General features: G+C 59.7%; 19 protein-coding genes. 9 read left to right on the top strand and 10 right to left on the bottom strand.

The window, feature by feature from the left end; all coding sequences use genetic code 11:
• The first annotated feature begins 53 nt into the window (after window positions 1-53).
• From EGT36_RS27805 to EGT36_RS27795, 3 genes are all read left to right on the top strand, one after another.
• Window positions 54-2,033: an oleate hydratase gene (locus tag EGT36_RS27805; protein ID WP_125269931.1), complete on the top strand. Its 1,980-nt coding sequence runs from the start codon at window positions 54-56 to the stop codon at window positions 2,031-2,033.
• Between the two features lie 66 nt (window positions 2,034-2,099).
• On the top strand, window positions 2,100-2,699 hold the full coding sequence (locus EGT36_RS27800) for a TetR/AcrR family transcriptional regulator (RefSeq protein ID WP_035228312.1): 600 nt from the start codon (window positions 2,100-2,102) through the stop codon (window positions 2,697-2,699).
• A gap of 64 nt (window positions 2,700-2,763) precedes the next feature.
• Window positions 2,764-3,618 carry a 3-hydroxyacyl-CoA dehydrogenase gene (locus EGT36_RS27795; protein WP_011983006.1) on the top strand — a complete coding sequence of 285 codons (855 nt, stop codon included), beginning with the start codon at window positions 2,764-2,766 and terminating at the stop codon, window positions 3,616-3,618.
• A gap of 50 nt (window positions 3,619-3,668) precedes the next feature.
• On the opposite strand, the gene EGT36_RS27790 is transcribed toward EGT36_RS27795, so the two are convergent.
• The 3 genes from EGT36_RS27790 to EGT36_RS27780 are packed head-to-tail and all read right to left on the bottom strand — an operon-like array spanning window position 3,669 to window position 6,685.
• Window positions 3,669-5,045 carry a Dyp-type peroxidase gene (locus EGT36_RS27790; protein WP_011983005.1) on the bottom strand — a complete coding sequence of 459 codons (1,377 nt, stop codon included), beginning with the start codon at window positions 5,043-5,045 and terminating at the stop codon, window positions 3,669-3,671.
• Window positions 5,045-5,743, bottom strand: a complete 699-nt coding sequence (locus EGT36_RS27785; protein WP_011983004.1) for a hypothetical protein — start codon at window positions 5,741-5,743, stop codon at window positions 5,045-5,047. The genes EGT36_RS27790 and EGT36_RS27785 overlap by 1 nt, the downstream gene beginning before the upstream one ends.
• A gap of 33 nt (window positions 5,744-5,776) precedes the next feature.
• Complete coding sequence (locus tag EGT36_RS27780) at window positions 5,777-6,685, bottom strand: catalase family protein (protein ID WP_286084364.1); 909 nt, start codon at window positions 6,683-6,685, stop codon at window positions 5,777-5,779.
• Between the two features lie 748 nt (window positions 6,686-7,433).
• On the opposite strand from EGT36_RS27780, the gene EGT36_RS31585 reads away from it, so the two are divergent.
• The 3 genes from EGT36_RS31585 to EGT36_RS27765 all read left to right on the top strand — a co-directional run bounded on the left by EGT36_RS31585 (window position 7,434) and on the right by EGT36_RS27765 (window position 13,597).
• Complete coding sequence (locus EGT36_RS31585; RefSeq protein WP_210210116.1) at window positions 7,434-7,757, top strand: MucR family transcriptional regulator; 324 nt, start codon at window positions 7,434-7,436, stop codon at window positions 7,755-7,757.
• A gap of 475 nt (window positions 7,758-8,232) precedes the next feature.
• Window positions 8,233-8,679 carry a hypothetical protein gene (locus tag EGT36_RS31580; RefSeq protein WP_082179093.1) on the top strand — a complete coding sequence of 149 codons (447 nt, stop codon included), beginning with the start codon at window positions 8,233-8,235 and terminating at the stop codon, window positions 8,677-8,679.
• Between the two features lie 253 nt (window positions 8,680-8,932).
• Entirely contained in the window at window positions 8,933-13,597 is a 4,665-nt protein-coding gene (locus EGT36_RS27765) for a helicase-like domain-containing protein (protein WP_286084363.1), read from the top strand.
• 45 nt (window positions 13,598-13,642) lie between these two features.
• Here the strand turns inward: EGT36_RS27765 and EGT36_RS27760 are convergent, their stop codons facing one another.
• On the bottom strand, window positions 13,643-13,939 hold the full coding sequence (locus EGT36_RS27760) for a type II toxin-antitoxin system RelE/ParE family toxin (RefSeq protein WP_125271561.1): 297 nt from the start codon (window positions 13,937-13,939) through the stop codon (window positions 13,643-13,645).
• Window positions 13,936-14,202: a type II toxin-antitoxin system ParD family antitoxin gene (locus EGT36_RS27755; RefSeq protein ID WP_125271560.1), complete on the bottom strand. Its 267-nt coding sequence runs from the start codon at window positions 14,200-14,202 to the stop codon at window positions 13,936-13,938. The genes EGT36_RS27760 and EGT36_RS27755 overlap by 4 nt, the downstream gene beginning before the upstream one ends.
• 363 nt (window positions 14,203-14,565) lie before the next feature.
• Here EGT36_RS27755 and EGT36_RS27750 point away from each other — a divergent pair, with 363 nt between their 5' ends.
• Both EGT36_RS27750 and EGT36_RS27745 read left to right on the top strand, forming a co-directional pair.
• The gene (locus tag EGT36_RS27750; protein WP_125271559.1) at window positions 14,566-16,416 is read left to right on the top strand and encodes a ParB N-terminal domain-containing protein; all 1,851 of its coding nucleotides are present in this window, start codon (window positions 14,566-14,568) and stop codon (window positions 16,414-16,416) included.
• The gene (locus EGT36_RS27745) at window positions 16,403-17,104 is read left to right on the top strand and encodes an IS6 family transposase (RefSeq protein WP_052821455.1); all 702 of its coding nucleotides are present in this window, start codon (window positions 16,403-16,405) and stop codon (window positions 17,102-17,104) included. Before EGT36_RS27750 ends, EGT36_RS27745 begins: the two co-directional genes overlap by 14 nt.
• Window positions 17,105-17,122: 18 nt before the next feature.
• Here EGT36_RS27745 and EGT36_RS27740 read toward each other — a convergent pair whose 3' ends face one another.
• From EGT36_RS27740 to EGT36_RS27730, 3 genes are read right to left on the bottom strand one after another with little or no spacing between them, the layout of a single operon-like run.
• On the bottom strand, window positions 17,123-17,440 hold the full coding sequence (locus tag EGT36_RS27740) for a hypothetical protein (RefSeq protein ID WP_286084362.1): 318 nt from the start codon (window positions 17,438-17,440) through the stop codon (window positions 17,123-17,125).
• Window positions 17,437-18,150: a nucleotidyl transferase AbiEii/AbiGii toxin family protein gene (locus tag EGT36_RS27735; protein WP_125271558.1), complete on the bottom strand. Its 714-nt coding sequence runs from the start codon at window positions 18,148-18,150 to the stop codon at window positions 17,437-17,439. Before EGT36_RS27735 ends, EGT36_RS27740 begins: the two co-directional genes overlap by 4 nt.
• Window positions 18,147-18,713, bottom strand: a complete 567-nt coding sequence (locus EGT36_RS27730; RefSeq protein WP_125271557.1) for a hypothetical protein — start codon at window positions 18,711-18,713, stop codon at window positions 18,147-18,149. The genes EGT36_RS27735 and EGT36_RS27730 overlap by 4 nt, the downstream gene beginning before the upstream one ends.
• Before the next feature lie 787 nt (window positions 18,714-19,500).
• On the opposite strand from EGT36_RS27730, the gene EGT36_RS27725 reads away from it, so the two are divergent.
• Window positions 19,501-20,724 carry an ATP-binding protein gene (locus EGT36_RS27725; RefSeq protein WP_125271556.1) on the top strand — a complete coding sequence of 408 codons (1,224 nt, stop codon included), beginning with the start codon at window positions 19,501-19,503 and terminating at the stop codon, window positions 20,722-20,724.
• Between the two features lie 320 nt (window positions 20,725-21,044).
• Here the strand turns inward: EGT36_RS27725 and EGT36_RS27715 are convergent, their stop codons facing one another.
• Together EGT36_RS27715 and EGT36_RS27710 are read right to left on the bottom strand one after the other, a co-directional pair.
• On the bottom strand, window positions 21,045-21,401 hold the full coding sequence (locus EGT36_RS27715; RefSeq protein WP_286084369.1) for a DUF4269 domain-containing protein: 357 nt from the start codon (window positions 21,399-21,401) through the stop codon (window positions 21,045-21,047).
• Window positions 21,402-21,972: 571 nt separating this feature from the next.
• Window positions 21,973-23,001: a methionine synthase gene (locus tag EGT36_RS27710; protein WP_125271555.1), complete on the bottom strand. Its 1,029-nt coding sequence runs from the start codon at window positions 22,999-23,001 to the stop codon at window positions 21,973-21,975.
• Between the last annotated feature and the right edge of the window lie 9 nt (window positions 23,002-23,010).

Genomic DNA, 23,010 nt, shown 5'->3' with positions numbered 1-23,010 from the left:
TAACGTCGTACCCTGAAACGGCGCTGCGGCGCGCGGAAACGGAAAGGACGATCATGAACGACAAGACCACCTCCCTGCCGAACGGGCAGAAGCCGGGGATAAAGATCGAAGCCAATGTGGGCGAAGCCTTCTGGCGGAAAGGCCCGCAGGACACGCTGCCGCCGCCCGACACGATGGGTCCCTACATGCGCAACCGCCCGCTGCCGGTCACGCCGGTCGAAGGGCGCAAGGCCTGGATCGTCGGCAGCGGCGTCGCCGGGCTCGCGGCGGCCTTCTACATGCTGCGCGACGGCCGCATGAAGGGCGAGGACATCACCATCCTCGACACGATGAATATCGAGGGCGGCTCGCTGGACGGCGCGGGCAACGCCGAGGACGGCTATATCATTCGCGGCGGCCGCGAGATGAACTGGAACTACGACAATTTCTGGGACGTCTTCCAGGACGTGCCGGCATTGGAACTGCCCGAGCCCTACAGCGTGCTCGACGAATACCGGCTGGTGAACGACAACGACCCGAACTGGTCGAAAGCGCGCCTGATGCACAAACAGGGCGAGATCCGCGACTTCTCGACCCTCGGGCTCAGCAGGGCGCATCAGTGGGAGATCGTCAAGCTGCTCCTGAAGCGCAAGGAGGACCTCGACGACATCACCATCGAGGACTATTTCAGCGAAAGCTTCCTGCAGACCAATTTCTGGTATCTGTGGCGGTCGATGTTCGCCTTCGAGAACTGGCAGAGCCTGCTCGAGGTGAAGCTCTACATGCACCGTTTCCTCGACGCCATCGACGGCCTGACGGACATGTCGGCGCTGGTCTTCCCGAAATACAACCAGTATGACAGTTTCGTCGTGCCGCTCATCCGCCTTTTGAAGGAAAAGGACGTGAAGGTGCAGTTCGACACCCGCGCCTACGATCTCGACATGACCGAAGCGGAGGGCAAGCGGACGGTGACCGCCATCCGCTGCAAGGTCGATGGCCGGGACGAGGTGATCGATCTCGGCCCCGATGACGTGGTCTTCGCGCTGACCGGCTCGATGACCGAGGGCACCGCTTATGGCGACATGGACACCGCGCCCGTGCTTGAACGCGGCAAGGCGGAGCCGGGCGAGGACAGCGACTGGACGCTGTGGAAGAACCTGGCGAGGAAATCGCCGGTCTTCGGCAAGCCTGAAAAATTCTACGGCAATGTCGACGGCTCGATGTGGGAATCGGCGACGCTCACCTGCAAACCGTCGCCGCTCGTCGACAAGCTCAAGGAGCTTTCGGTCAACGATCCCTATTCGGGCAAAACGGTCACCGGCGGCATCATCACCTTCACCGATTCCAACTGGGTGCTGAGCGTCACCTGCAACCGCCAGCCGCATTTTCCGGACCAGCCGGGTGACGTGCTGGTGCTGTGGGTCTATGCGCTTTTGATGGACAAGGACGGCAATTACGTCAAGAAACCGATGCCTGCCTGCAACGGGCGCGAGGTTCTGACGGAGCTCTGCTATCACCTCGGCATCGTCGGGCAGATCGACGAGATCGCGGCCAACACCAAGGTGCGGCTGGCGCTGATGCCCTATATCACAGCGCAGTTCATGCCGCGCGCGGCGGGAGACAGGCCGCATGTCGTGCCGGAAGGCTGCACCAACCTGGCTTTGCTCGGCCAGTTCGTCGAAACCTCGAACGACATCATCTTCACGATGGAAAGTTCGGTCCGCACCGCGCGCATAGGCGTCTATACCCTGCTAGGTCTGCCCAAGCAGGTGGCCGACATCAGCCCGACGCAATACGACATCCGCAATATCCTGAAAGGAGCGCGGGCGCTCAACAGCAACGAACCCTTCCCCGGCGAGCGGCTCTTGCACCGGCTGCTCGACAAGACCTATTACGCCCATATCCTGCCGCCGTTGCCGGAGAAGGAGGAGACGACGCTGGAGCATGCCGAAAGCGAGTTGTCCAATCTTCTCGGCAAGGGCGGGCAGGCCGTGGCGACGGTGTTCGGCTGGCTTGAGCGGTTCCGCGAGACGGTGCGCGGAAAACGCGACTGAACGGCAACGGCACGCCGTCCCCGCAGGGGCGGCGTGCCGCAATCAGAAAAAGGCAAGGGTGCCATCATGCGCTTGACACGCAAGGAAGCTCAGGAACAGACACGCCGGCGCCTGATCGCCGCCGCGAACGCCTCGATCGCCTCGGAAGGGCTGGCCGCCGCCTCGATCCGGCATATCTGCGAGGCCGCGGGCCATACCCAGGGCGCATTCTATTCCAACTTCAGCACGAAGGAGGATCTGCTTCTGGAAATCATGCAGATGCATGTCCAGAGCGAGGTGGCCTTTCTGCGCGACATTCTTGCCGGGACCGACCGGGGCGATCTCGATGCCGCGATGACGCGGCTGGCGGCGAGGCTGGCCGAACTGGCGGCCGAGCCGCAATGGTCGCTTCTTTCGATCGAGTTGCAGCTTCATGCGCAGCGCGATGCCGCCTTCGCCAGCCGCTACAACGAATACAAGGCCGCCTGCCACGGCGAATTCACCCTGCTTTTGGAGGATCTGATCCGCCTTCACCGGTTGAAACCGGCGATGGAGCCGCGGCAGATCGCCATCGGGCTCTACGCATTGTGGGCGGGGCTGATCGTGCAGGGCAGCGTGCCGGATTCCCTGCCGCGCGACCGCATCCTGCTCGCCTTCTTCCGCGCCATCACCGGCTGCCCGGCCTGACGGGCGGCTGCCGCCGATATCCGCGCGCCGTCTGCCGGCCGCATCATCCGCAGGAGAAACGTCCATGACCATAGCCACTGTCACCGTGCTCGGAACCGGTATCCTCGGGGCGCAGATCGCGCTTCAGGCCGCCTGGCACGGATTTTCCGTCATCGCCTACGACATCGATGAGGCCGCGCTGGCAAAGGGGAGGGGGCTGGTTGACGCCTTCGCCCTGCGCTTGCTGGAAGATATTCCTGGCGCGGACGGGGCCTCGGCCGAGGCCGCGAAGGCGCGCATCGCCTGGACGGACGATCTTGAGGCCGCCGCCGGGGCCGCCGATCTGGTGATCGAAGCGATTCCCGAGAAGCTGGAGCTGAAGCGGCAGGTCTACGCCCGTCTCGGAGCCGCCGCTCCGCCGCGCACGATCTTCGTCACCAATTCCTCGACGCTCCTGCCCAGCGCCATGGCGGGATCGACCGGCCGCCCCGAGCGCTTCCTCGCGCTGCATTTCGCCAACGAGATATGGAAGCACAACGTGGCCGAGGTCATGGGCCATGCCGGGACCGATCCCGCCGTCTACGAACAGGTGGTCGCCTTCGCCCGCGCCATCGGCATGGTTCCGATCGAGATCCGCAAGGAGAAAGCGGGCTATGTGCTGAACTCGCTGCTGGTGCCGTTTCTGTCCGCCGCTTCCGGGCTTCTGGTCGACGGCATCGCCGATCCGCAGGCCATCGACAGGACATGGAAGATCGCCACCGGCGCGCCGAAAGGGCCGTTCGAGATCTACGACATCGTCGGTCTCGGTACCGCCTGGTATATCTCCTCGAACGGCGATCCGAAAGCGCAGGCCTTCGCCCGCTATCTGAAGGAAAACTATATCGACAAGGGAAAGATGGGCGTCGCCTCTGGAGAGGGGTTCTACGTCTACGGGAAATAACCTGCCGGAACGGGATGCCGGAGCAAGGCCCCCCGCTCCTGCATCCGTATTCAACCGGCCCAGCCCTCGCTTCCGATCCAGCGCAGGGCCGTCAGGGAGGGCATGAACATGTATTCGCCTCCTCGCAGACGGTTGAAGGTTGTCACCCCGTCGATGCGGCGGCGCACCGGATCGGCCGGAATGGTGAACCTGCCCGGCTCCTCATGCAGACCGACAATCGGATCTGGCTCGGTGCCGAGGTCGATGAAGTTGCCGCGGTTGATCCACTCCTGTTGCAGGAACTCCACCGTGTCATAGGCCCGCGCGCTGATGAAGATGAAGAACAGGCCGCGTTCGTCCGGCCTGTCTTCCGCCGCCGTCACGTCCGGTGTCCATTTCGGACCGAAGGTCGAGGATCGCCGGATGATGCGGTGGATGTTCTCGTCTGTCAGGATGGTCAAGTCGCCGCCGCGCGGGTTCATGCGGCGCATATGACTGGAATGCGGACAAACGAACCCCCTTACGTCACCCTTGAAATCGAAATCGTTGTTGCGCTGCCGGTCCGCGCCAAGGTCCGGATCGTCCCTGGCCGGTGATAGTGGCAGCGGCGCGCCCGAACGCCAGCGGCCGAACATCTTGGCGGCCAAGGCATGCTGCGCCTCTGCGTCCCCCGTCTGTGCACGCAGAAACTCGTTGAAGGCGCCGACGCGGCTGTCATATTTGCGCAGCACGACGAAGGAGCCGTTTCGCCCCAGAGGATCGGGCGAAGGCATCGAGATGGGCTCGCCGGTCTCGCTGTTTTCGCCCAGAACGAATTCCCCGGCGGCGATGGCGCGCTCCTGCCCCGGCTGCGGATCGACACCGGCGCCCGCCACCGTCGGCTGCGAGATGGAATCGCGAAAGCCGAACGGGTTTTCGGCATCCTCGTCGGCGCCGAACTCATGCGTGCCCACGAGCGTGACGCCGGTCGAGGCGTCGAACTCGGCCATCGCCTTTTCCACGGCAACATCCAGCGCGGGCTTGTCTGCGGCATAGATCGTCAGCGCGATGTGGCAGGTGTCGTTCCTGTAGGCGTCCTCCCAGGTCTCGGGCGCGTTTTCGCCGAAATCATGAAGCTGGGTCGCGCGCCCCGCCATGCCCTGCCGGAAGGCTAGCGGGAAGGAGGCCAAAGAGTCCTCGGGCAGGCCGAGCGCCTTAAGCCCGGCATGGCTGATCGCGACGCCGGTCCAGGCGCTGAGATCGTCGGCCCAGTCGCTGGCCGAGGGAATATATTCAGCCAGCCGGGCGATCAGGTCGCGCCCGCCCTCCGCCTCGTCCACATGCAGCATCGCATGGATGCCCACATAGGGCTCGGGTCGCGAGCGCAGGATCAGGGCCTGGATATCGTCGAGCTGGAGCGTGACCCGGTCGCGACGGAAACGGTCTTTCAGGTGTTTGAAGAAGCTCATCAGTAATCGACCCCCTGCGGAACGGCGATGGCTTCGGACAGCTTCGCGAGCGCCTTGTGCGTCGTCGCGTCCATTTCGGCATTGGCCGACATGGCGTCGAGGAATTCCTCTACTGCCTTGTCCATCCGCTGGTAGCGGCGCACATCCACGACGCTCACCTGCGGATTGGCAACGAACCAGCCCGCCGCGTCGATCTGGTGTCCGGCGATGAAATCCTTCACCTTGGGTGAGGTGATGCCGGGCCAGCCTTCGACATTGGCGAAGAGCAGGTCCATCAGTTCCGGGATCTTGGTCGCGAAATCGTTGATATAGGTGTCCCAGTCGCCGTCATAGGCGGTGGCAAAGATGATACGCGTATCGTTGTCGAAAAAGACGAAGCGCATGTTGTGCAGGGTCGAGACCCTTTGTGCACCATCGAAATTTCCGTTCGTCAGGTTGAAGAGACGGCGCAGGCGATCGGCTCCGCCGGGCTTGAGATCGGCGATCGCCGTCAGTTCCGAAACATTGCCCGACTGCCGCCCGGCGCGCCCTGCGGATTTCGAGCTACCTTCGAACAGCGGATTGTGGTCGCGGATCAGACTGTTGATCTTGATCTGGGCCAGCGTCGGCGCGTCCGCCGCGATCTCCCTGGCGATGCGGCGGAACTCGGCGAGCCGGGACTCGTCGCCCAGACGCGGGTCTTTGGTATCGTTCGACATGAGTGGGGTCTCCTGCTTGGTCGAATGTGTCGGTCAGTCGGGAATATCGGCCAGTGCCGATGGCTCGGCGCGCGGCACGGCATTCAGCCGGTGTCGCTGCGCGGAAGAGGATTCATAGGCCGCCTTGCGCACGCGCATGATCGAGCCCAGCGGACGATGCGCAGCCACGCCGTTCCAGGGATTGAAGGCCAGATGGTCGTCGCCGTGGACTCGCCGGGCCGGCGACAGCACGTCCTGCGGCTCGAACTGCAGGGTCGCGATCGGTACATGCGGCGAGGCGTCGGGATCCCACAGGATGGCGGCGTCCTCGACCGGCATGTTTTCGGCATCGGTGCAAAGCTGGGCGCGCAGTTCGTAGCTCGCGCCGGCGCGTGCGAAATGCGCCGCCACCGCATCGGCCATCGCCGAGAAGCCGTCGCCGACCTCTTGCCCGGTCAGCACCGCGACCTCGCCCTGCGGCGCTAGCGACAGCTTGGCGATGTAGTCGCCGTAGCGGATCGCGGCCTGGGTGTGGAAGGTCTCGCCCAGCACATGCGCCCGGTCGCGGGCGAGGCCCTGGAGCGTTGCGCCGGGCGTCGCGCCCACGGCCTTGACGAGACCCCGCACTCCGCGTGCGGTGGCGGCCGTGGCTTTCTGCACCGCCTCGGGCGCTTGCGCCCTGCGTTCGAGAAGCGTGAGCATCTTTTTGTATTTCTGCACGGTTCCGAAGGCGAGGATGGGAAAGTTCACCATCAGAAAATCCTGATTGGCGCCGCCAAGCTCGGGCACGAGACGTTCGCCCTCAACACCGATGATCTTGATCGCGAAGCCGCGCGGTTCGGGAATGGAGTCACTATGGATATCGCCGGGCGCCGAGGACAGCCGTGCCACCACCTCGTATTCGCGCGGGGCGGCGAAAATCCCCTGTGCCAGTTCAGGTACCAGCCCGTCATGCACCGCCATCCGCCCTTGAGGACCGCATGGCTCTTGGCGTGCGCGTCGCGATGGGCGTGCCGATGACGCTCGGCGTTGCGAGCCTGCGCCGCCGCCATATGGGAGACGATGTCACGGACGATGCGTTCTTCATCCGGCTGGAGCGTCTCGGTCGTTTCCGTATAGGGTATGAACAAATCTTGTGTCCCGCGTTCTTGCAACATGCAGGAGAAAGCCGGACATGTCCGAAGGCTTTCTCGCGCGCTTTGCGTCTTCGTGGCGTAAACGCACGGATCGATTTCAGGTTTCATGTGATATTCGAAATTTTTCCGCCAAAGCTGGAAAGTGAGTTCACCGTCGGAGAGCGGGAGCTCTTAAATCGGACAGTGGCGAGAGCGAGGATACAGCACCCGCCTGAGTGTGCCGGGCCCGCGAGGGAGGCATAGGCCGCAATTTGGGAATATGCCTTTACTGCGGCGATCCTGCCAGAGTTGCTGTAGTCGATATCAATGCGGAAGCCAAGTTCCGGCACTGTCTAAAAAAGCCCGAAGGTCTCGCTGGTGAAATGCCTTTGACATTCGTTGGAAATTTTCCCAGATTCCGCACCTCGTCTTTCTATTTCAGACTGGGAAGTGCCTGATGAAGTTCAGTTGTCGCAGGGCGTAAACAAGGGCATCGACATGAGCGAGGCTGTGAAGCCCGATCTTGCGGTCCTAACGGTTCAGCTTTGAGCGCCTATGTTAGAAACAATGCCGTGCCAGGCAGCGAGCTTGCCAATATGATTCGGACGACGAAGGCGGCTCCGTCGGAGGATGCAAAGCCTGAGGCGCCGCCGGAACCCGAGTACGTGCCAACCGTCTCCGTTAAGACAAGTCTGGAGTCGCGTGATCACATTGGCCTTCTCCAAGGCAGGCCCTGCAAGAGCCTGAAACGGCATCTGGCGATACGGGCTTACATCAGAGGAGTACCGCTTCCGGTTCAAGCGGCCGGGCGATTGTCCGATGGTAGCCCAGGATATTCCGAACAACGCCGGCAAGCGGCGAAGCGGCTCGGGCTCGGGAGGAAAAACGCGGACGGCCGATGTGTAGCAGAGTGCGGTTAATTCGAAATCTACGAGAAAGGTCGGCACCCCAGCCAGGTCGGCAGCTTCGGGAGCGATGCACATTCGGAGTGTTGGAAAAGGAAAGTGGGTGGTGAAGGAGAATGGGACCCCGCCGGCGGAATAGTCTGGAGTTTGGCAGAACGCGGTGGCTTTCACCAAAATAACGACAATGTGATGCGGGTATTCTTGTGGGTATTATGGACGACGGTGGATTTCTAGTGGATTGAAAAACAAGAGACTTTCGGGATAATATGGCAGCTGCCCCCGCAACCACCGACATTTGTAAATTCTCCCATTCGGGAAGCCGCTCGAGAAATTCCTCGCGGTAAATGTCGAGCATCATCTCCTTCTTCTCTTCACTGTCGATATCGCCGGCTTCCACGCGTTCCATGAAATCCTCGTGGACCTCCGACATAAAGCGGCTACTCATGTAGTCGAACACATCCATCTGGGTGAGGATTGCGGCGATCAAGCCATGAACCTGCAGGCTCGCCGGCTGATGGCCTGGTGTCTTACCGATGACAACCTTCTGAACGAGCTGGCGGACGATCGGCATCAGCGCGCGCTTTGCATCTTCATCCGTGCCCTTGCGCGCCATCCGCATGAACTGCCGCATCGCCATCTCTGTTTCCTGCGGATTATGGCGCCGACCCAATTGCTCGATCTTGGCAGTCATGTCCGGGCCGGTTTCCGTGAAACTGGCGATCTCCTTCTCCAGCGTCTGTCGCTCGACTTCGAGCCGGTCGAGCGTGTCGTCGAGTGCCGGCAGGCGAGGACGGCCCTCGGCCGCACGGTCACTGATCTGCTGGATGATGTTCTGCTGCTTGCCCTCGAGCTCCAAGAGCTTGCGCTTCATCTGATCGCGGTCGGCCAGCGGACGTTTGAGTTTTGCCGTCTCGTGGGCGATGATCTGTTCGGATAGCGTGTCGAAGATGCCTCCGGCAAAGAAGGCTGCGGGCAGGCAGTCCAACACGCGGCACTCCAGTTCCTGACGAATGATGGTCTTGCTGTTGCTGCAGCATGCGCCGCCAAGCTCGTCGATCGGCAGGCGTTTCTTGCGGTTGGTGCAGCTATAGCGATCCTTGCCGGAAATCGCGTAGGGGCCGCCGCACTCCTCGCATTCGAGGAGTTGGCTCAGAAGATACTCCGGCCTAGGCTCATCTCTCGAAACGGCCGTGTCCCAGAGCGATTACGCCAGCCTGTCTCGTTGCACCCAATATGCGCATTTCACGCCGGAGTTCATTATCCGCGCGATCTGGGCCGGATTGCAGCGTTTGGGCTGGCGCGGCGGCCGGGTGCTGGAGCCGGGGATCGGCACGGGCCTGTTTCCGGCGTTGATGCCGGACGCTTTCCGCGACGCCGCCTACGTAACCGGTGTCGAACTCGATCCTGTCACCGCCCGCATCGTCAGGCTTCTTCAGCCGAAGGCGAGGATCATCGAGGGCGACTTCGCCCGCACCGATCTGGCGCCGATTTACGATCTGGTGATCGGGAACCCGCCGTTCTCGGATCGAACCGTGCGCTCCGACCGAAACTATCGGTCGCTTGGCCTGCGCCTGCACGATTACTTCATTGCCCGGTCGATCGATCTGCTGAAGCCCGGCGCCCTTGCCGCCTTCGTCACCAGTTCCGGAACGATGGACAAGGCGGATGTCACCGCCCGCGAGCATATCGCGAAGGCGGCCGACCTGATTGCCGCCATCAGGTTGCCGGAGGGCAGCTTCCGCCGTGACGCCGGCACGGACGTCGTGGTCGATCTCCTGTTCTTCCGCAAGCGCAAGGCCGGAGAGGCGGAAGGTGACCAGACCTGGCTCGATGTCGATGAGGTTCGTGCGGTGGCGGAAGACGAGGGCGCCATCCGGATCAATCGCTGGTTCGCCCGCCATCCGGGTTTCGTGCTCGGCGATCATGCTCTGACATCTGGTCCCTTCGGCGAAACCTATACATGCCGTCCCCGCGCTGGTGTCGATCTCGAAACCGCGTTGAAGGCGGCCATCTCCCTCCTCCCGGAAGATTTCTATGACGGCGAGCCGACTGAGATCGACATCGATCTGGAAGACGAACTCGGCGAGATCGTCGATCTGCGCCCCGGCAGTTCGAAGGTGCGGGAGGGCAGCTTTTTCGTGGATACCAAACGCGGCCTGATGCAGATGGTTGACGGCGCTCCCGTCGAGATCAAGGTCCGCAATGGCCGTGGTGGTGAAGGTGGATCAGGCGAATGCCTGCCGGAGAAGCATGTCCGGATCATCAGCAAGCTGATCCCGGTCCGCGATGCGGTACGCGAAGTGCTGAAAGCGCAGGAGCAGGATCGTCCGTGGCGTGATCTTCAGGTCCGCCTGCGCATCGCCTGGTCGAGCTTTGTCCGCGATTTCGGCCCGATCAACCACACGACGGTCTCGATCACCGAAGACGCCGAGACGGGTGAGGTGAAGGAAACCCATCGTCAGCCAAACCTTCAGCCCTTCCGCGACGATCCTGATTGCTGGCTGGTGGCCTCCATCGAGGACTATAATCTCGAAACCGATACCGCTCGCCCCGGCCCGGTCTTTTCCGAACAGGTGGTTTCGCCGCCCGCGCCGCCGGTGGTGACATCAGCCGCCGATGGCCTGGCCGTCGTGCTCAACGAGCGCGGCCGCGTCGATATCGATCATATCGCCGAACTGCTGCATCGTGATCCGGACGCGGTGATCGCCGATCTGGGTGACGCCATCTTTCGCGATCCGGCCGATGGGTCATGGCAGACTTCTGACGCCTATCTCTCCGGCCCGGTTCGCACGAAGCTTGCCGCAGCGGAAGCGGCTGCAGACCTCGACCTGACCTACCGGCGGAATGTTGTGGCGCTGCAGGAGGTCCAGCCCGCCGATCTGCGCCCGTCGGATATTACCGCACGTCTCGGCGCACCGTGGATCCCGGCCGCCGATGTCGTCGCCTTCGTGCGTGAGACGATGAACACGGAGATCCGCATCCATCATATGCCTGAACTCGGTTCCTGGACGGTCGAAGCCCGGCAGCTCGGATATTCGGCCGTCGGCACATCGGAATGGGGCACCAGCCGCCGCCATGCCGGCGAATTGCTGGCCGACGCGCTGAACTCGCGCGTGCCGCAGATATTCGACACGATCATGGATGTGGGCGGCGAGCGCCGGGTGCTGAATGTCGTCGATACGGAAGCCGCTCGCGACAAGCTGCAGCGGCTGAAGGAAGCGTTCCAGAACTGGGTCTGGACCGATCCGGATCGCACCGACCGGCTGGCGCGGGTCTATAATGACCGCTTCAACAATATCGCGCCGCGTAAATTCGATGGCTCGCATTTGCAGCTACCGGGCGCCTCTGGCGCCTTTACGCTTTATGGGCATCAGAAACGTGGTATCTGGAGGATTATTTCCTCCGGCTCCACCTATCTGGCCCATGCCGTCGGCGCTGGCAAAACCATGACCATGGCGGCCGCCATCATGGAGCAGAAACGGCTTGGCCTGATCGCCAAGGCCATGCTCGTCGTTCCCGGCCATTGCCTGGCGCAGGCAGCAAGGGAGTTTCTGGCGCTCTATCCGTCGGCGAACATTCTTGTCGCCGATGAGACCAATTTCACCAAAGACAAGCGCGCCCGGTTTTTGAGCCGGGCCGCGACCGCGGTCTGGGACGCGATCATCATCACCCACAGCGCATTCCGGTTCATCGGCGTGCCCTCGGCCTTCGAACAACAGATGATTCATGACGAGCTGCAACTCTATGAGGATATGCTCATCAGGGTCGAGGACGACGACCGTGTTTCACGCAAGCGGCTCGAGCGACTGAAGGAGGGTTTGCAGGAACGGCTGGAATCGCTGTCCACCCGCAAAGACGATCTCCTGACCATCTCGGAGATCGGTGTTGACCAGATCGTCGTCGATGAGGCACAGGAGTTTCGCAAACTCAGCTTCGCCACCAACATGAGCACGCTGAAGGGCATCGATCCGAACGGTTCCCAGAAGGCGTGGGATCTCTATGTGAAGTCCCGCTATATCGAGACGAAGAATCCCGGCCGCGCGCTGGTGCTCGCCTCTGGGACCCCGATTACCAACACACTCGGAGAAATGTTCTCGATCCAGCGCCTGCTTGGATACGAGGCGCTGCATGAGCGCGGTCTGCACGAGTTCGACGCCTGGGCATCGAATTTTGGTGACGAGAAGACGGAACTGGAGCTTCAGCCCTCCGGCAAATACAAGCCGGTCAGCCGTTTTGCCTCCTTCGTCAACGTCCCCGAACTGATCGCCATGTTCCGCGCCTTCGCCGATGTGGTGATGCCGGAGGATTTGCGGCAATATGTGAAAGTCCCTGACATCGCCACCGGCAAGCGGCAGATCCTGACCGCCACGCCGACGGCCTCTTTCAAGACCTACCAGCGGATTCTGGAAACCCGCATCAAGGCGATCGAACAGCGCGAGGGACCGGCGAAGCCCGGCGACGACATCCTGCTCTCGGTCATCACCGACGGCCGTCATGCGGCGATCGATCTGCGTCTCGTCATGCCGGCCATGGATGACGAGCCGGACAACAAGCTCAATCTCTTGGTTCGTAACGCCCATCGTATCTGGCAGGAGACGTCGGAAGACAGCTATATCCGCCCGGACGGCAAGCCTTACGAGCTTCCTGGTGCTGCCCAGATGATCTTTTCCGATCTCGGCACGATCAATGTCGAGAAGACACGCGGCTTCTCCGCCTATCGCTGGATCAGGGATGAACTCATCCGCATAGGTGTTCCCGCATCGGAAATCGCCTTCATGCAGGATTACAAGAAGACCGAGGCCAAGCAGCGTTTGTTCAGCGATGTGAGGGCAGGAAAGGTCCGGTTTCTCATTGGTAGTTCCGAGACGATGGGCACCGGCGTCAATGCGCAATTGAGGTTGAAGGCCCTGCATCACCTTGATGTGCCATGGCTCCCCTCGCAGATCGAGCAGCGCGAGGGCCGGATCGTCCGTCAGGGCAACCAGCATGACGAGGTCGATATTTTTGCCTATGCCACACAAGGCAGTCTGGATGCGACCATGTGGCAGCTGAACGAACGCAAGGCGAGGTTCATTGCAGCGGCCCTCAGTGGCGATACCTCGATCCGCCGGCTGGAGGATCTGAACGAAGGTCAGGCCAACCAGTTCGCCATGGCGAAAGCCATTGCCAGTGGTGATGAACGTCTGATGCAGAAGGCCGGTCTTGAAGCCGACATCGCCCGGCTCGAACGCCTGCGTGCCGCCCATGACGACGATCTCTTCGCCGTCCGCCGGCAATTGCATGATGCGGAACGCGAGATTGCGACCGCCACCCGCCGTATCGGCGAAATCGGTCAGGACATAGAAAGACTGGTGCCGACGTCGGGCGATGCCTTCACCATGGTCGTGACAGGCGAACCATTCACGGATCGGAAAGATGCCGGCCGGGCGCTGATGAAGGAAATCCTCACCCTCGTCCAGCTTCAGCAACAGGGCGAGGTGCATATCGCTTCCATCGGTGGCTTCGATCTCGTCTATACCGGCGAGACGTTCGGGCGTGGCAACAACTATCATTACCAGACACTGCTTCAGCGAACCGGCGCCGATTTCGAGATCGATCTGGCGGTCACGGTCACTCCGCTTGGCGCTATCTCCCGGCTCGAACATGCGCTTGACGGGTTCGAGGAGGAGCGGGAGCGCTATCGTCAGCGGCTGGAAGAATACCGCCGCCGGCTGACGTCCTACCAGTCACGGCAGGGTGGGGAGTTCAGCTTTGCCGACGAACTCACGGACAAGCGTAAGAAGTTACGTGATGTCGAGGAGGCGCTGGCCGCATCGGTGCGAGAAGATGCCGAGGTGGAGGAGATCGCCGCCTAGCCTGGCGGCTCGGACGAGAGATTATCTCAGATCCTTCGACCGAACCTAATCACTGAACAGGATGGCGCCATAGTCGGTGGCGCCATGCAATACATGGATGATGACCACCTTCGCCGTTTCGACGCGGTAAAAGATCAGATAATTGCCATGAACGCGCCGGCGGATACCATGCTGTTCGTAGCGGGGGACAAGGGTAAAACCGTTCGGATTATCGACGAGATCCTGACACTTGCTCCGCAGCTCTCGGATGAATGAGAGGGCTCGTCGAGGATTGGCTTCAGCGATATAATCGGCGATCCGCTCAAGATCGCCTTCCGCCTCGCTGGAAAACTCAAGGATCATGCTGATTGTTCGGCCTGATCAGCCATCGCGCGGTATTTTGCCTCGAGACGGTCGAAGACATCGCTTGCCGGTTTCGTTCGGCCTGCGTCCGCGTCGGCAATGCCGCGCATGATGGAAGCATCCAGCGCGGCAAGCCGTGTCTCGCGGTCCTGGATCAGTCTCACGCCTTCCCGCAGGACTTCGCTTTTTGAGCCATAACGGCCGGTGTCCACGAGTTGCTGGATATAGGTTTCGAGCTGCTTTCCCAGATCGGCGCTGATCATGCTGCACTCCATCGAATGTGACGGAGGACAAGATAAGCCCTTTATCAACTATTATCAATCCTCGTCGCCATCGCCTCCATTCCGGATATGCGCGGCAGGATTGGGGAAGGAGGAAAAAAGAGGAAATAAACCCTCTCGCAGACCGGGCTTCCCGCCGCCGCTGTCGCTCAACCGCGCCCTGCACAACCCTGTCACTCGGCTTCACAGGACAGTCTGTCCTGCTCATCCTTCGCGGCAGGGCCGCTCGGGCGCGGTTGCGCCGGTCCGCCCGCCCTGCGGTCCGGGAAGTGTCTTCGCAAAGAACTGAAGACAGGAAGGGGCTGGCAAGGTGCAGGCTCCGCGATCCCGGAAGGAACAGATCCCATGCAGATCCTCAAACTTGATCCCCGCACGCTGAATGACAATCCTGATGATACGCGCCGGACGAAGTCGTCTCCGCAGGCCGACGCGTTGTTGCTGGCCACGGTGAAAGCCGTCGGTATCATCCAGCCGCCCGTCGTCTCGCCGCAGCTCGACGGCGGAAACGGCTATATCATCCAGGCCGGGCATCGCCGCGTGAAGCAGGCGATGGCCGCCGGTATCGAGGAAATTTCCGTCCTTGTCATCGACGCGGCCAATGACAACGGCGTCATGCGATCGATGGTCGAGAATATTGCGCGGGAACCGCTGGGCGCCGTCGACCAGTGGCGCGGTACGGAACGGCTCATTGCGCTGGGCTGGACAGAAGAGGCGATTGCCATTGCACTTGCCCTGCCGGTGCGCCAGATCCGCAAGCTGCGTCTGCTTGCCAATGTCCTGCCGGCGATGCTCGACCAGATGGCGCTCGGCGACATGCCGAACGAACAGCAGTTGCGCACCATTGCCGCCGCCGCGCTTGAAGAACAGAAAGAGGTCTGGAAGGCCAACAAGACGAAGAAGAACGAGCGGGCCGACTGGTACAACATCTCCCGGGCGCTGGCGAAAACCCGGATGTTTGCCAGGGATGCGAGCTTTGGTGACGATCTCGCCACCGCCTATGGCATCGAATGGGTTGAGGACCTGTTCGCACCGGCGGATCAGGACGGCCGTTACACCACGAACGTTGAAGCCTTCCTAGGCGCCCAGCAGGAATGGATGACGTCGAATCTGCCGAAGAAGGGCACGATCGTGGAGGTCAACGGCTGGGGGCAGCCGGAACTGCCGAAGAAGGCGGAACGTGTCCACGGCAAGACCTCGAAGTCCGACCATGTCGCGATGTATCTCGACCGGGACGGCAAGGTGCAATCAGTTGCCTTCAGGATGCCGGAAGACAAGAAGAAGACCAGGGGTGGGGCGGTCACTGCAGGCGGCGGGGCCACGGAAGATAGCGGCTCCATCATCGATGCGCCGAAGCCCCGTCCCGACGTGACCCAGAAGGGCCATGACATGATCGGCGATTTCCGGACCGACGCCCTGCACGAGGCGCTCGGCCGCGCCCCGATCGAGGACGACATGCTGATGGCGCTGCTCGTTCTCGCCTTTGCCGGCCTCAACGTCCGGGTCGATTCCGGCGCCAACGACCATGTCTTCGGGCCGAAGCGGTTCAAGCGCCATGTGGCCTCTCTGTTCTCGGAGGACGGCAAGCTTGCCTTCGACAGGGAAACGCTACGTGTCGCGACCCGCTCGATGCTGATCGAGGTCTTGTCGTGCCGGCGCGGCATGTCGAACAGCGGTGTGGTCTCGCGCATCGCAGGTGACGCCATCGGCGCTGACAGCTTCCTGCCGAACATGGGCACGGAAGACTTCCTGTTGTGCCTGTCGCGGCAGGCAATGGAGGCGGCGGCGAAGGAAGCCAAGGTGTCTCCGCGCCAGAAGGTGCGGGAAACACGGTCCGCTCTCATCGAGCACTTCAAGGACGGCCACTTCGTTCATGCGTCAGCACTGTTCACACCGGATGCAGGCGAGATCGCCGATCTGATGAAGCATGCCGAATATCTCGACAGCGATGAGACATCGACCGATACGGATGCCACGGGCTCCGAGGATGACGCTGCCGACGGCAATGTTGTCGAGCCCACCCCCGCCGACGAGGATGAAGGTCTCGATCCGTTCGAGGACGAGGATGCTCTTCCGGGCACGTTCGATGATGACGCCGACGAAGCCGATCCCGTCGACGAGCAGAACGCCTACGGGGGCATCGTCAACTTAACGGAATGTGGAACTCGATATGCGATGATGGGCCATGACAGAGCCTAATCCACTATATCGCCGCCATCGCTTTCCCGCTGAAATCATTGCCCATGCCGTGTGGCTCTATTTCCGCTTCCCTCTCAGCCTGCGAATGGTCGAGGACTTGCTGGCTGCCCGCGGCGTCATTGTCTCGCATCAAACGGTCCGGCTGTGGGCGGAGAAATTCGGACGGGCCTTCGCCAACGAGATCCGCCGCCGTTCAGTTGGTCGGCTCGGCGACAAGTGGCATCTCGATGAGGCCGTCGTTTCGATCCGTGGAAAGAAGCACTGGCTCTGGCGCGCAGTGGATCAGGACGGTTTCGTCCTGGAGGTTCTGGTGCAAAGCCGCCGCAATGCCAAGGCGGCCAAGCGCCTGATTCGCAAGCTGTTGAAGGGCCAAGGACGAGCTCCGCGGGTAATGGTCACCGACAAGCTTCGCTCCTACGATGCCGCAAAGCGGGAGATCATGCCGGGTGTCGAGCATCGCTCACACAAGGGCTTGAACAATCGCGCTGAGAATTCCCATCAGCCAATCCGACGGCGAGAGTGGATCATGAAACGCTTCAAGTCGAGGCGACATCTTCAGCGTTTCGTCTCCATCCACGATCCCATCGCCAACCTGTTCCAAATCCCCCGCCACGACATCTCCTCCGGCCATCATCGCGAATTGCGTTCAGCGGCGATGAAACTATGGGCGAAAATCGCCCGAGCGTGACCAAAAACTCGGCCGGCGTCATGGTGTGTCTTCGTTGCCGTTAAGTTTACGATGCCTGCTGGCGGAACCCGTCGGAAACGATTTGCGAAGGGCTTGATGAATCTCCCGGAGTTTGGCTTGTATGAGCTCGTGGCCCCATGCATCGTCGGTTCCGGCAAACCAGTCGATGACAGCTTCGACGATTGCTCGTGCGTATCCCCCGTTGTTCGAGCCGTTCGTGGCGCCATCAGCCACAATAGCAAGAAATTCGCCATGTCTCCCAGCGATCCCCGCATGGTCGCGATTGTCGTCGGTGCGCGTTCCTTTTTGGCTCAACCATCGGGCCTCGATTTTCATTGTGTGGGGCCATCCGCACAATGGCTTATCGAGGCAAACCTGTCCCGGACCATTTCTACACGACCGGCGGGCCCGCGGATATTGCCGTCGAGGAAATCGTCGAAGTCAGCTTGATCGAGGAGGGCCCGAAACTTTCCGGCGATGAAATTTCGAACGTTGATGTCGGAAGCCGTGATCTCGGCAAGAAGTTCCTCCCTGCCGTCGACAATAAGGAGGATGTCTTCAGCGTCACGGCTCGTGATCAAGTCGCCGTTTCCCCTTCCGGCATAGGCTTCGAGCTTCGTCGCAAGAAACATTGGCGGCGTCAGGATCCGGATCGTGAGGTCTTCCGAGAGTTGGTAGTGCTGTGCCGTCTCGATGCCACTCGCATACCATCGATTTCCGAATCCGAGGATAGTCGGATCATCCGGCATGAAGTCGACCGTGAGCTTGCCGAGACGCATGCGGCAGATCACCGCCTCGTCAGCGGCCTCCATGAAACCCCGGTGTCGAAGCTCTTCCTGGAGCTGTGCCCAGGCAGGAAGGCCCGCCAAATCAACGATCAGGTCGATGTCATCTGTGGCACGCACATCCTCGAGCGTGACCGGATCAGTGATGAACAGCGCGGTCGTGCATCCGCCGACGAAGACCAGGCGCGAGCGAAGGTCTTCGCCAAGGGCCGAGGCAACGGCTTTCATCATTTCCAGCAGTTGAGCGCGGATCGCTGTCATTTGCTCATGATCTTTGACTTGAGGTGGTCGGTCGCGAGACCGACTTCCCGCTGGTTCCCAATCCGGATCGCATCGACCAACGCGAGGTACTCATAGAGTGCGTCGTCCTTTAGGACTGCGTCCGGCACAGTCTTGAAGAGCGGCTCCACCGCCTGCCCCATCTCCCTTCCGTTGGCATAGGGCCAAACGTAGTTGTACGTCCCGCCGCTGATCAGGAGGTCCGTGAGCATAGGTGCGGCGAAGGCGGTCGGTATGCCGCGCTGCATCGGTCCAACTTGGGCGGGGAAGACGAACTTTAGCCCGGTGGTAATGAAGCCGAACAGGTTCCTTCGGCTTGGCCGAGGCTCGTTATTGTTGCCCTTTCGCGCGATGCCTGATGCGACACTGCGCTTGATCGACTGCGCTATTTCGGTCTTGCTGATCCCGAGTAGCGCCTCTAGGTTCCGAACGGAATAAGGGTCTCCCCCCACGGATTCCGATCGCAACTGATCAATGCCCTTGGTGAGTTCCTGGTCTTGCAGGCTTACCAGCTTTAGCAGGACGACGATATCTTGGCTCTTCATAAACACTGTCCTCTGTCCTAGGACTGAGGACACTTAGCCCGAAGCAATGCGGCCTGTCAATCTGTGGGCGCCGCGCCAAGGATTGATCGTCTGAAGCAAAGGGCTTGATGTGGCTCACACCAATGCATCGCCAAGGTGAAAGCTGGTGATAATCGAGGAGGCGATATTTTTTTCCAATCTATCAAGACCATATTTTGAGCCGAAACAATTCCCTTTGGTCATCTCTCGCGGGCACAGCCTCAAATACTCTCTATAATCGCGGAAAAGCGGAATGCAATTTAGCTGGAGATAACCCGTATTTCCTGAGGAACCTACCGTAAACCACGAACAGTTTCGGCTTTCGCCAAGGTAATTGCCACCGCGATTATGGCATGATGGAACAACGGTTGGATGACGACGCCACATGTCGACACAAAAAAATCATACAATATCGACATTTCAACTAAGTGGCTGTTTTATCGAGATTTCGTCTGCCAAAATTACTGGTCAAGGGTTCGAAGCCCATCAAGGCGTTGGATTCTTCCATTGTAAAGCTCAGCATCGTGTTCAGCGTAAACACAAATTGTCTTCCTCATCATTCTTGACCATCCTCTTGGCGCGTTTCAGCTAAATCAGTTCGGGTAATTGATTAGCGAGAGGCGGTGCCTGCCTGCCTCCCGCCTACCTCGTGCCACCGAGTTCGAACCTCAATTTTCAATCAGTCGCCGGATCAATTTCAAATGGTCAAACCTTGACTTTCAATTAGTCAATAATGCATTTTCAAACGGTCATTGAGAGGAATAAGGCCGTGATGCTCTATCCAAGACTCGTCGAGCAACGTGTTGCCGATGCCATGTTAGACACAAGGGTGATTATGATCGTCGGTCCCCGACAATCAGGAAAAACGACACTGGCAAAGAAGATAGCCAAAGAGGCCATGGAGTATTATACTCTAGACAATGCGACAACCCTGGATGCAGCGCGACAGGATCCAGTTGGCTTCGTAAGGCGCATAGATCGCGCCGTCATCGATGAAATTCAACGCGCCCCCGAGCTGTTGCTCGCAATCAAAGAAAGTGTGGATATAGACCAGCGCCCGGGACGTTTCCTCCTGACCGGTTCAGCTAATATAATGACGCTGCCACGCGTGGCGGACTCGCTCGCAGGACGCATGGAGGTCGTTCGATTGCTGCCGCTTGCGCAGAGCGAGATCAGAACCGCGGGCAGCAGCTTCCTGAGCGACGCCTTTCAAAATGAACCAAAGTCCGGAGAACCCGTCATCGGTGACGACTTGATGGCTGCGGTCCTCGCCGGTGGATATCCCGAGGCATTGAGCCGCAAAACGTTGAGCCGCAAACACGACTGGTATGCGGACTATATCCAGGCGATCGTTCAACGCGACGTTCGTGATGTTGCCCAAATCGAGCAGATTGCGCAAATGCCGCGCTTGCTGCGGATTCTAGCTGAGCATTCGGGACAACTCGTGAACTACTCCGGAATCGGCGCCCCCATCGGGATGAACCACGTCACAACCCAGAAATACGTCGGTATATTCGAGAGCCTGTTCCTCGCCCGAACCGTTCAACCTTGGTTTTCCAACAAACTAAAGCGCTTGACCAAAACCCCTAAAATACATTTCCTCGATTCTGGTCTGCTCGCATCTTTTCGTGACCTGTCTCTCGAGAGAATGCGGGACGACAGAGGGCAGTTCGGGGCGTTGCTTGAGACTTTCGTTTTTGGGGAGATACTCAAACTCGCCAGTGCCGCAGATACACGATTTGAGTTTTCGCATTTCCGCGACAAGCAGCAGAATGAAGTCGACATTGTCGTTGAAGACAGGCGAGGGCGGATTGTCGGCATCGAGGTAAAAGCCGCAGCATCCGTCACAAATTCCGATTTCTCTGGCTTACGAATTTTGGCCGAAGAATGCGGAGAGCGCTTCGTATCAGGCATGGTCCTTTACGACCACAACAAGGTAATTCCATTTGGAGAACGATTATCGGCGGTTCCAATTTCGGCGTTGTGGCATTAGCGCCTGGGAATTTTCTCTAGGCTCCAGACGCGCGACCGGTCCTGGAAGTCCGGCGGAAAAATGGGACTTAGGTTCGATTCCCTTCATGAGCAAAAAGACGAGCTTGATGACTTGCGCATTCGTCTCGAACAGGAAACGAAGCGAACCGCAGTATGTGCGAGTCCGAGAGGATGAGCGGGAGCAACAGAAGGCTAAGGAGGCCCCCGACGTTCAGTTTGTCGCCGATAATATTGCCGCCTGTTTGTCAAGCCTGTCGGTAGGCCACGTTGCCTATCGGATAACCGCGACGCCAAGATGACGATCTGCGGAACGATCCCGGACTATAGCGATACGGAGCTGAGTAGCTCAATGTAAGCATCGCCATCTTGCTGCAAAGCTGTCCAGAATGCGGGCTCAGTCTTTGTACCCTTCTTTCTCAACGATTTGACAGCATTTTTGAAGCCAGCATCGCCAACGGACAGTGGTCGCTTTTCGATTTCAAAGTGACGCCATCCATGCTGAAGAGACACTGGAAGCGCGCTTGCAAAAATCTCTAAATCCCAAAAACTCGCTTGAAAGGTTGCAATTACGGGACGATCGCCCGAGGTCCACTGCCAAGCTCTAAATCCTTTCATCTCTCCGAAGAGTCGTGTGACATCAGAGACGAAAGCACTAGGATCTGGAGCGTGACATAGAATATCTATATCACTTCTATCAGTGTCGACACCAAGAGGCCAGCGATGTGCGGATCATAGGCAGCTAGCGCTTCGATAATACCAAATTGCCGCAATACGATTTCAAAGCTGTCCCGTTTGATATGCTGCATCTCTATTTTCCGTGTTCGATCAGTTGCCGAATGCGACAGTTATCGTCAAGTCCGTCACGAGCGGTGTATGCTGGTTGCCACTGTGAGCCAGAACCCGGCATTTGCAGCAGGATACGTAACGTTATAACCATCAAAGCTGAGCCGCCAGCTCGTTAGAAATGCTGTGCTTGCCCCGAGAACCAGCGCCCGGCCAGACCGACTGGGCCGTGTTGCAAGGGTAGGTAGCGGGTGGAGTGACCGCCCTGTCGGCTTAAGCTTCCTCAGTCTCAAGGACTGCTTTCCCCCAATAACCGTCCTGCACTGATGCGCCAAAAGCAGCCCTCCGCCCAAGCCTTTAGGGTGATAATCGCTGCTACGCCATCGCAATCCGATAGTTTCCTACGCATACCTCGATCGAAGGTGGCGGCGAGCATCCGCCACCCGAATTTTCGATCGTCAACAAATTAGATAGCAAGCTCTCTCCGGATGATTTCTGCTCCTGCGCTCAAGGCATTCAGCTTACCTCTTGCCACGGGACGGGACAGTGGGGCCATGCCGCAATTTGTGCAGGGGCAAAGGTTATCGGCGTCGACAAACTGAAGCGCCTTGCGCAGCGTTGCAGCGACCTCTTCCGGGGTTTCGATGGTATCGCTGGCGACATCGATGGCTCCAACCATCACTTTCTTCCCTCGGACAAGCTCCAGAAGATCCATGGGGACATGGGAGTTGTGGCATTCGAGAGAAATCATTCCGATGCTGGATTTCTGCAATTCGGGGAGAGTTTCCTCATACTGACGCCATTCTGAACCGAGGGTCTTTTTCCAATCCGTATTGGCCTTAATGCCGTAGCCGTAGCAAATGTGGACGGCGGTCTCGCATTTCAGCCCTTCAATTGCCCTTTCCAAAGTGGCAACACCCCAGTCATTCACCTCGTCAAAGAAAACATTGAACGCAGGTTCATCGAACTGGATGATATCGACGCCGACAGCCTCCAGTTCCCTTGCTTCCTCGTTCAGTATACCGGCAAATTCCCAGGCAAGCTTTTCACGGCTCTTATAATGGCCGTCAAACAGCGTATCGATCATCGTCATCGGACCCGGCAAAGCCCATTTGATGGGCTGTTTGGTCTGCTGACGCAAAAACCTGGCGTCTTCGACGAAAACTGGCTTCTGTCGAGAGACGCTCGCGACGACTGTCGGAACGCTCGCATCGTAGCGATCGCGAATTCTAACGGTTTCGCGTTTTTCGAAATTGACCCCTTCGAGATGCTCGATGAATGTCGTAACGAAATGCTGGCGGGTTTGCTCGCCATCACTGATGATATCGATGCCCGCCTGTTGTTGATCGTACAGTGACAGGCGCAGCGCGTCTCTTTTGCCCTCCAGCAATTCCTCATCCTCCAGTTTCCAGGGCGACCACAGTTTTTTGGGCTCCGCAAGCCAGGAGGGTTTCGGCAGGCTGCCGGCGGTCGATGTGGGGAAAAGTGTATTCACAATAAGGAC

The organism is Agrobacterium sp. FDAARGOS_525 (genome assembly GCF_003938925.1).
GTDB lineage: Bacteria > Pseudomonadota > Alphaproteobacteria > Rhizobiales > Rhizobiaceae > Agrobacterium > Agrobacterium pusense.
The sequence above is the reverse complement of the archived record's forward strand: the minus strand, read 5'-3'. Positions and strand labels throughout refer to the sequence as shown.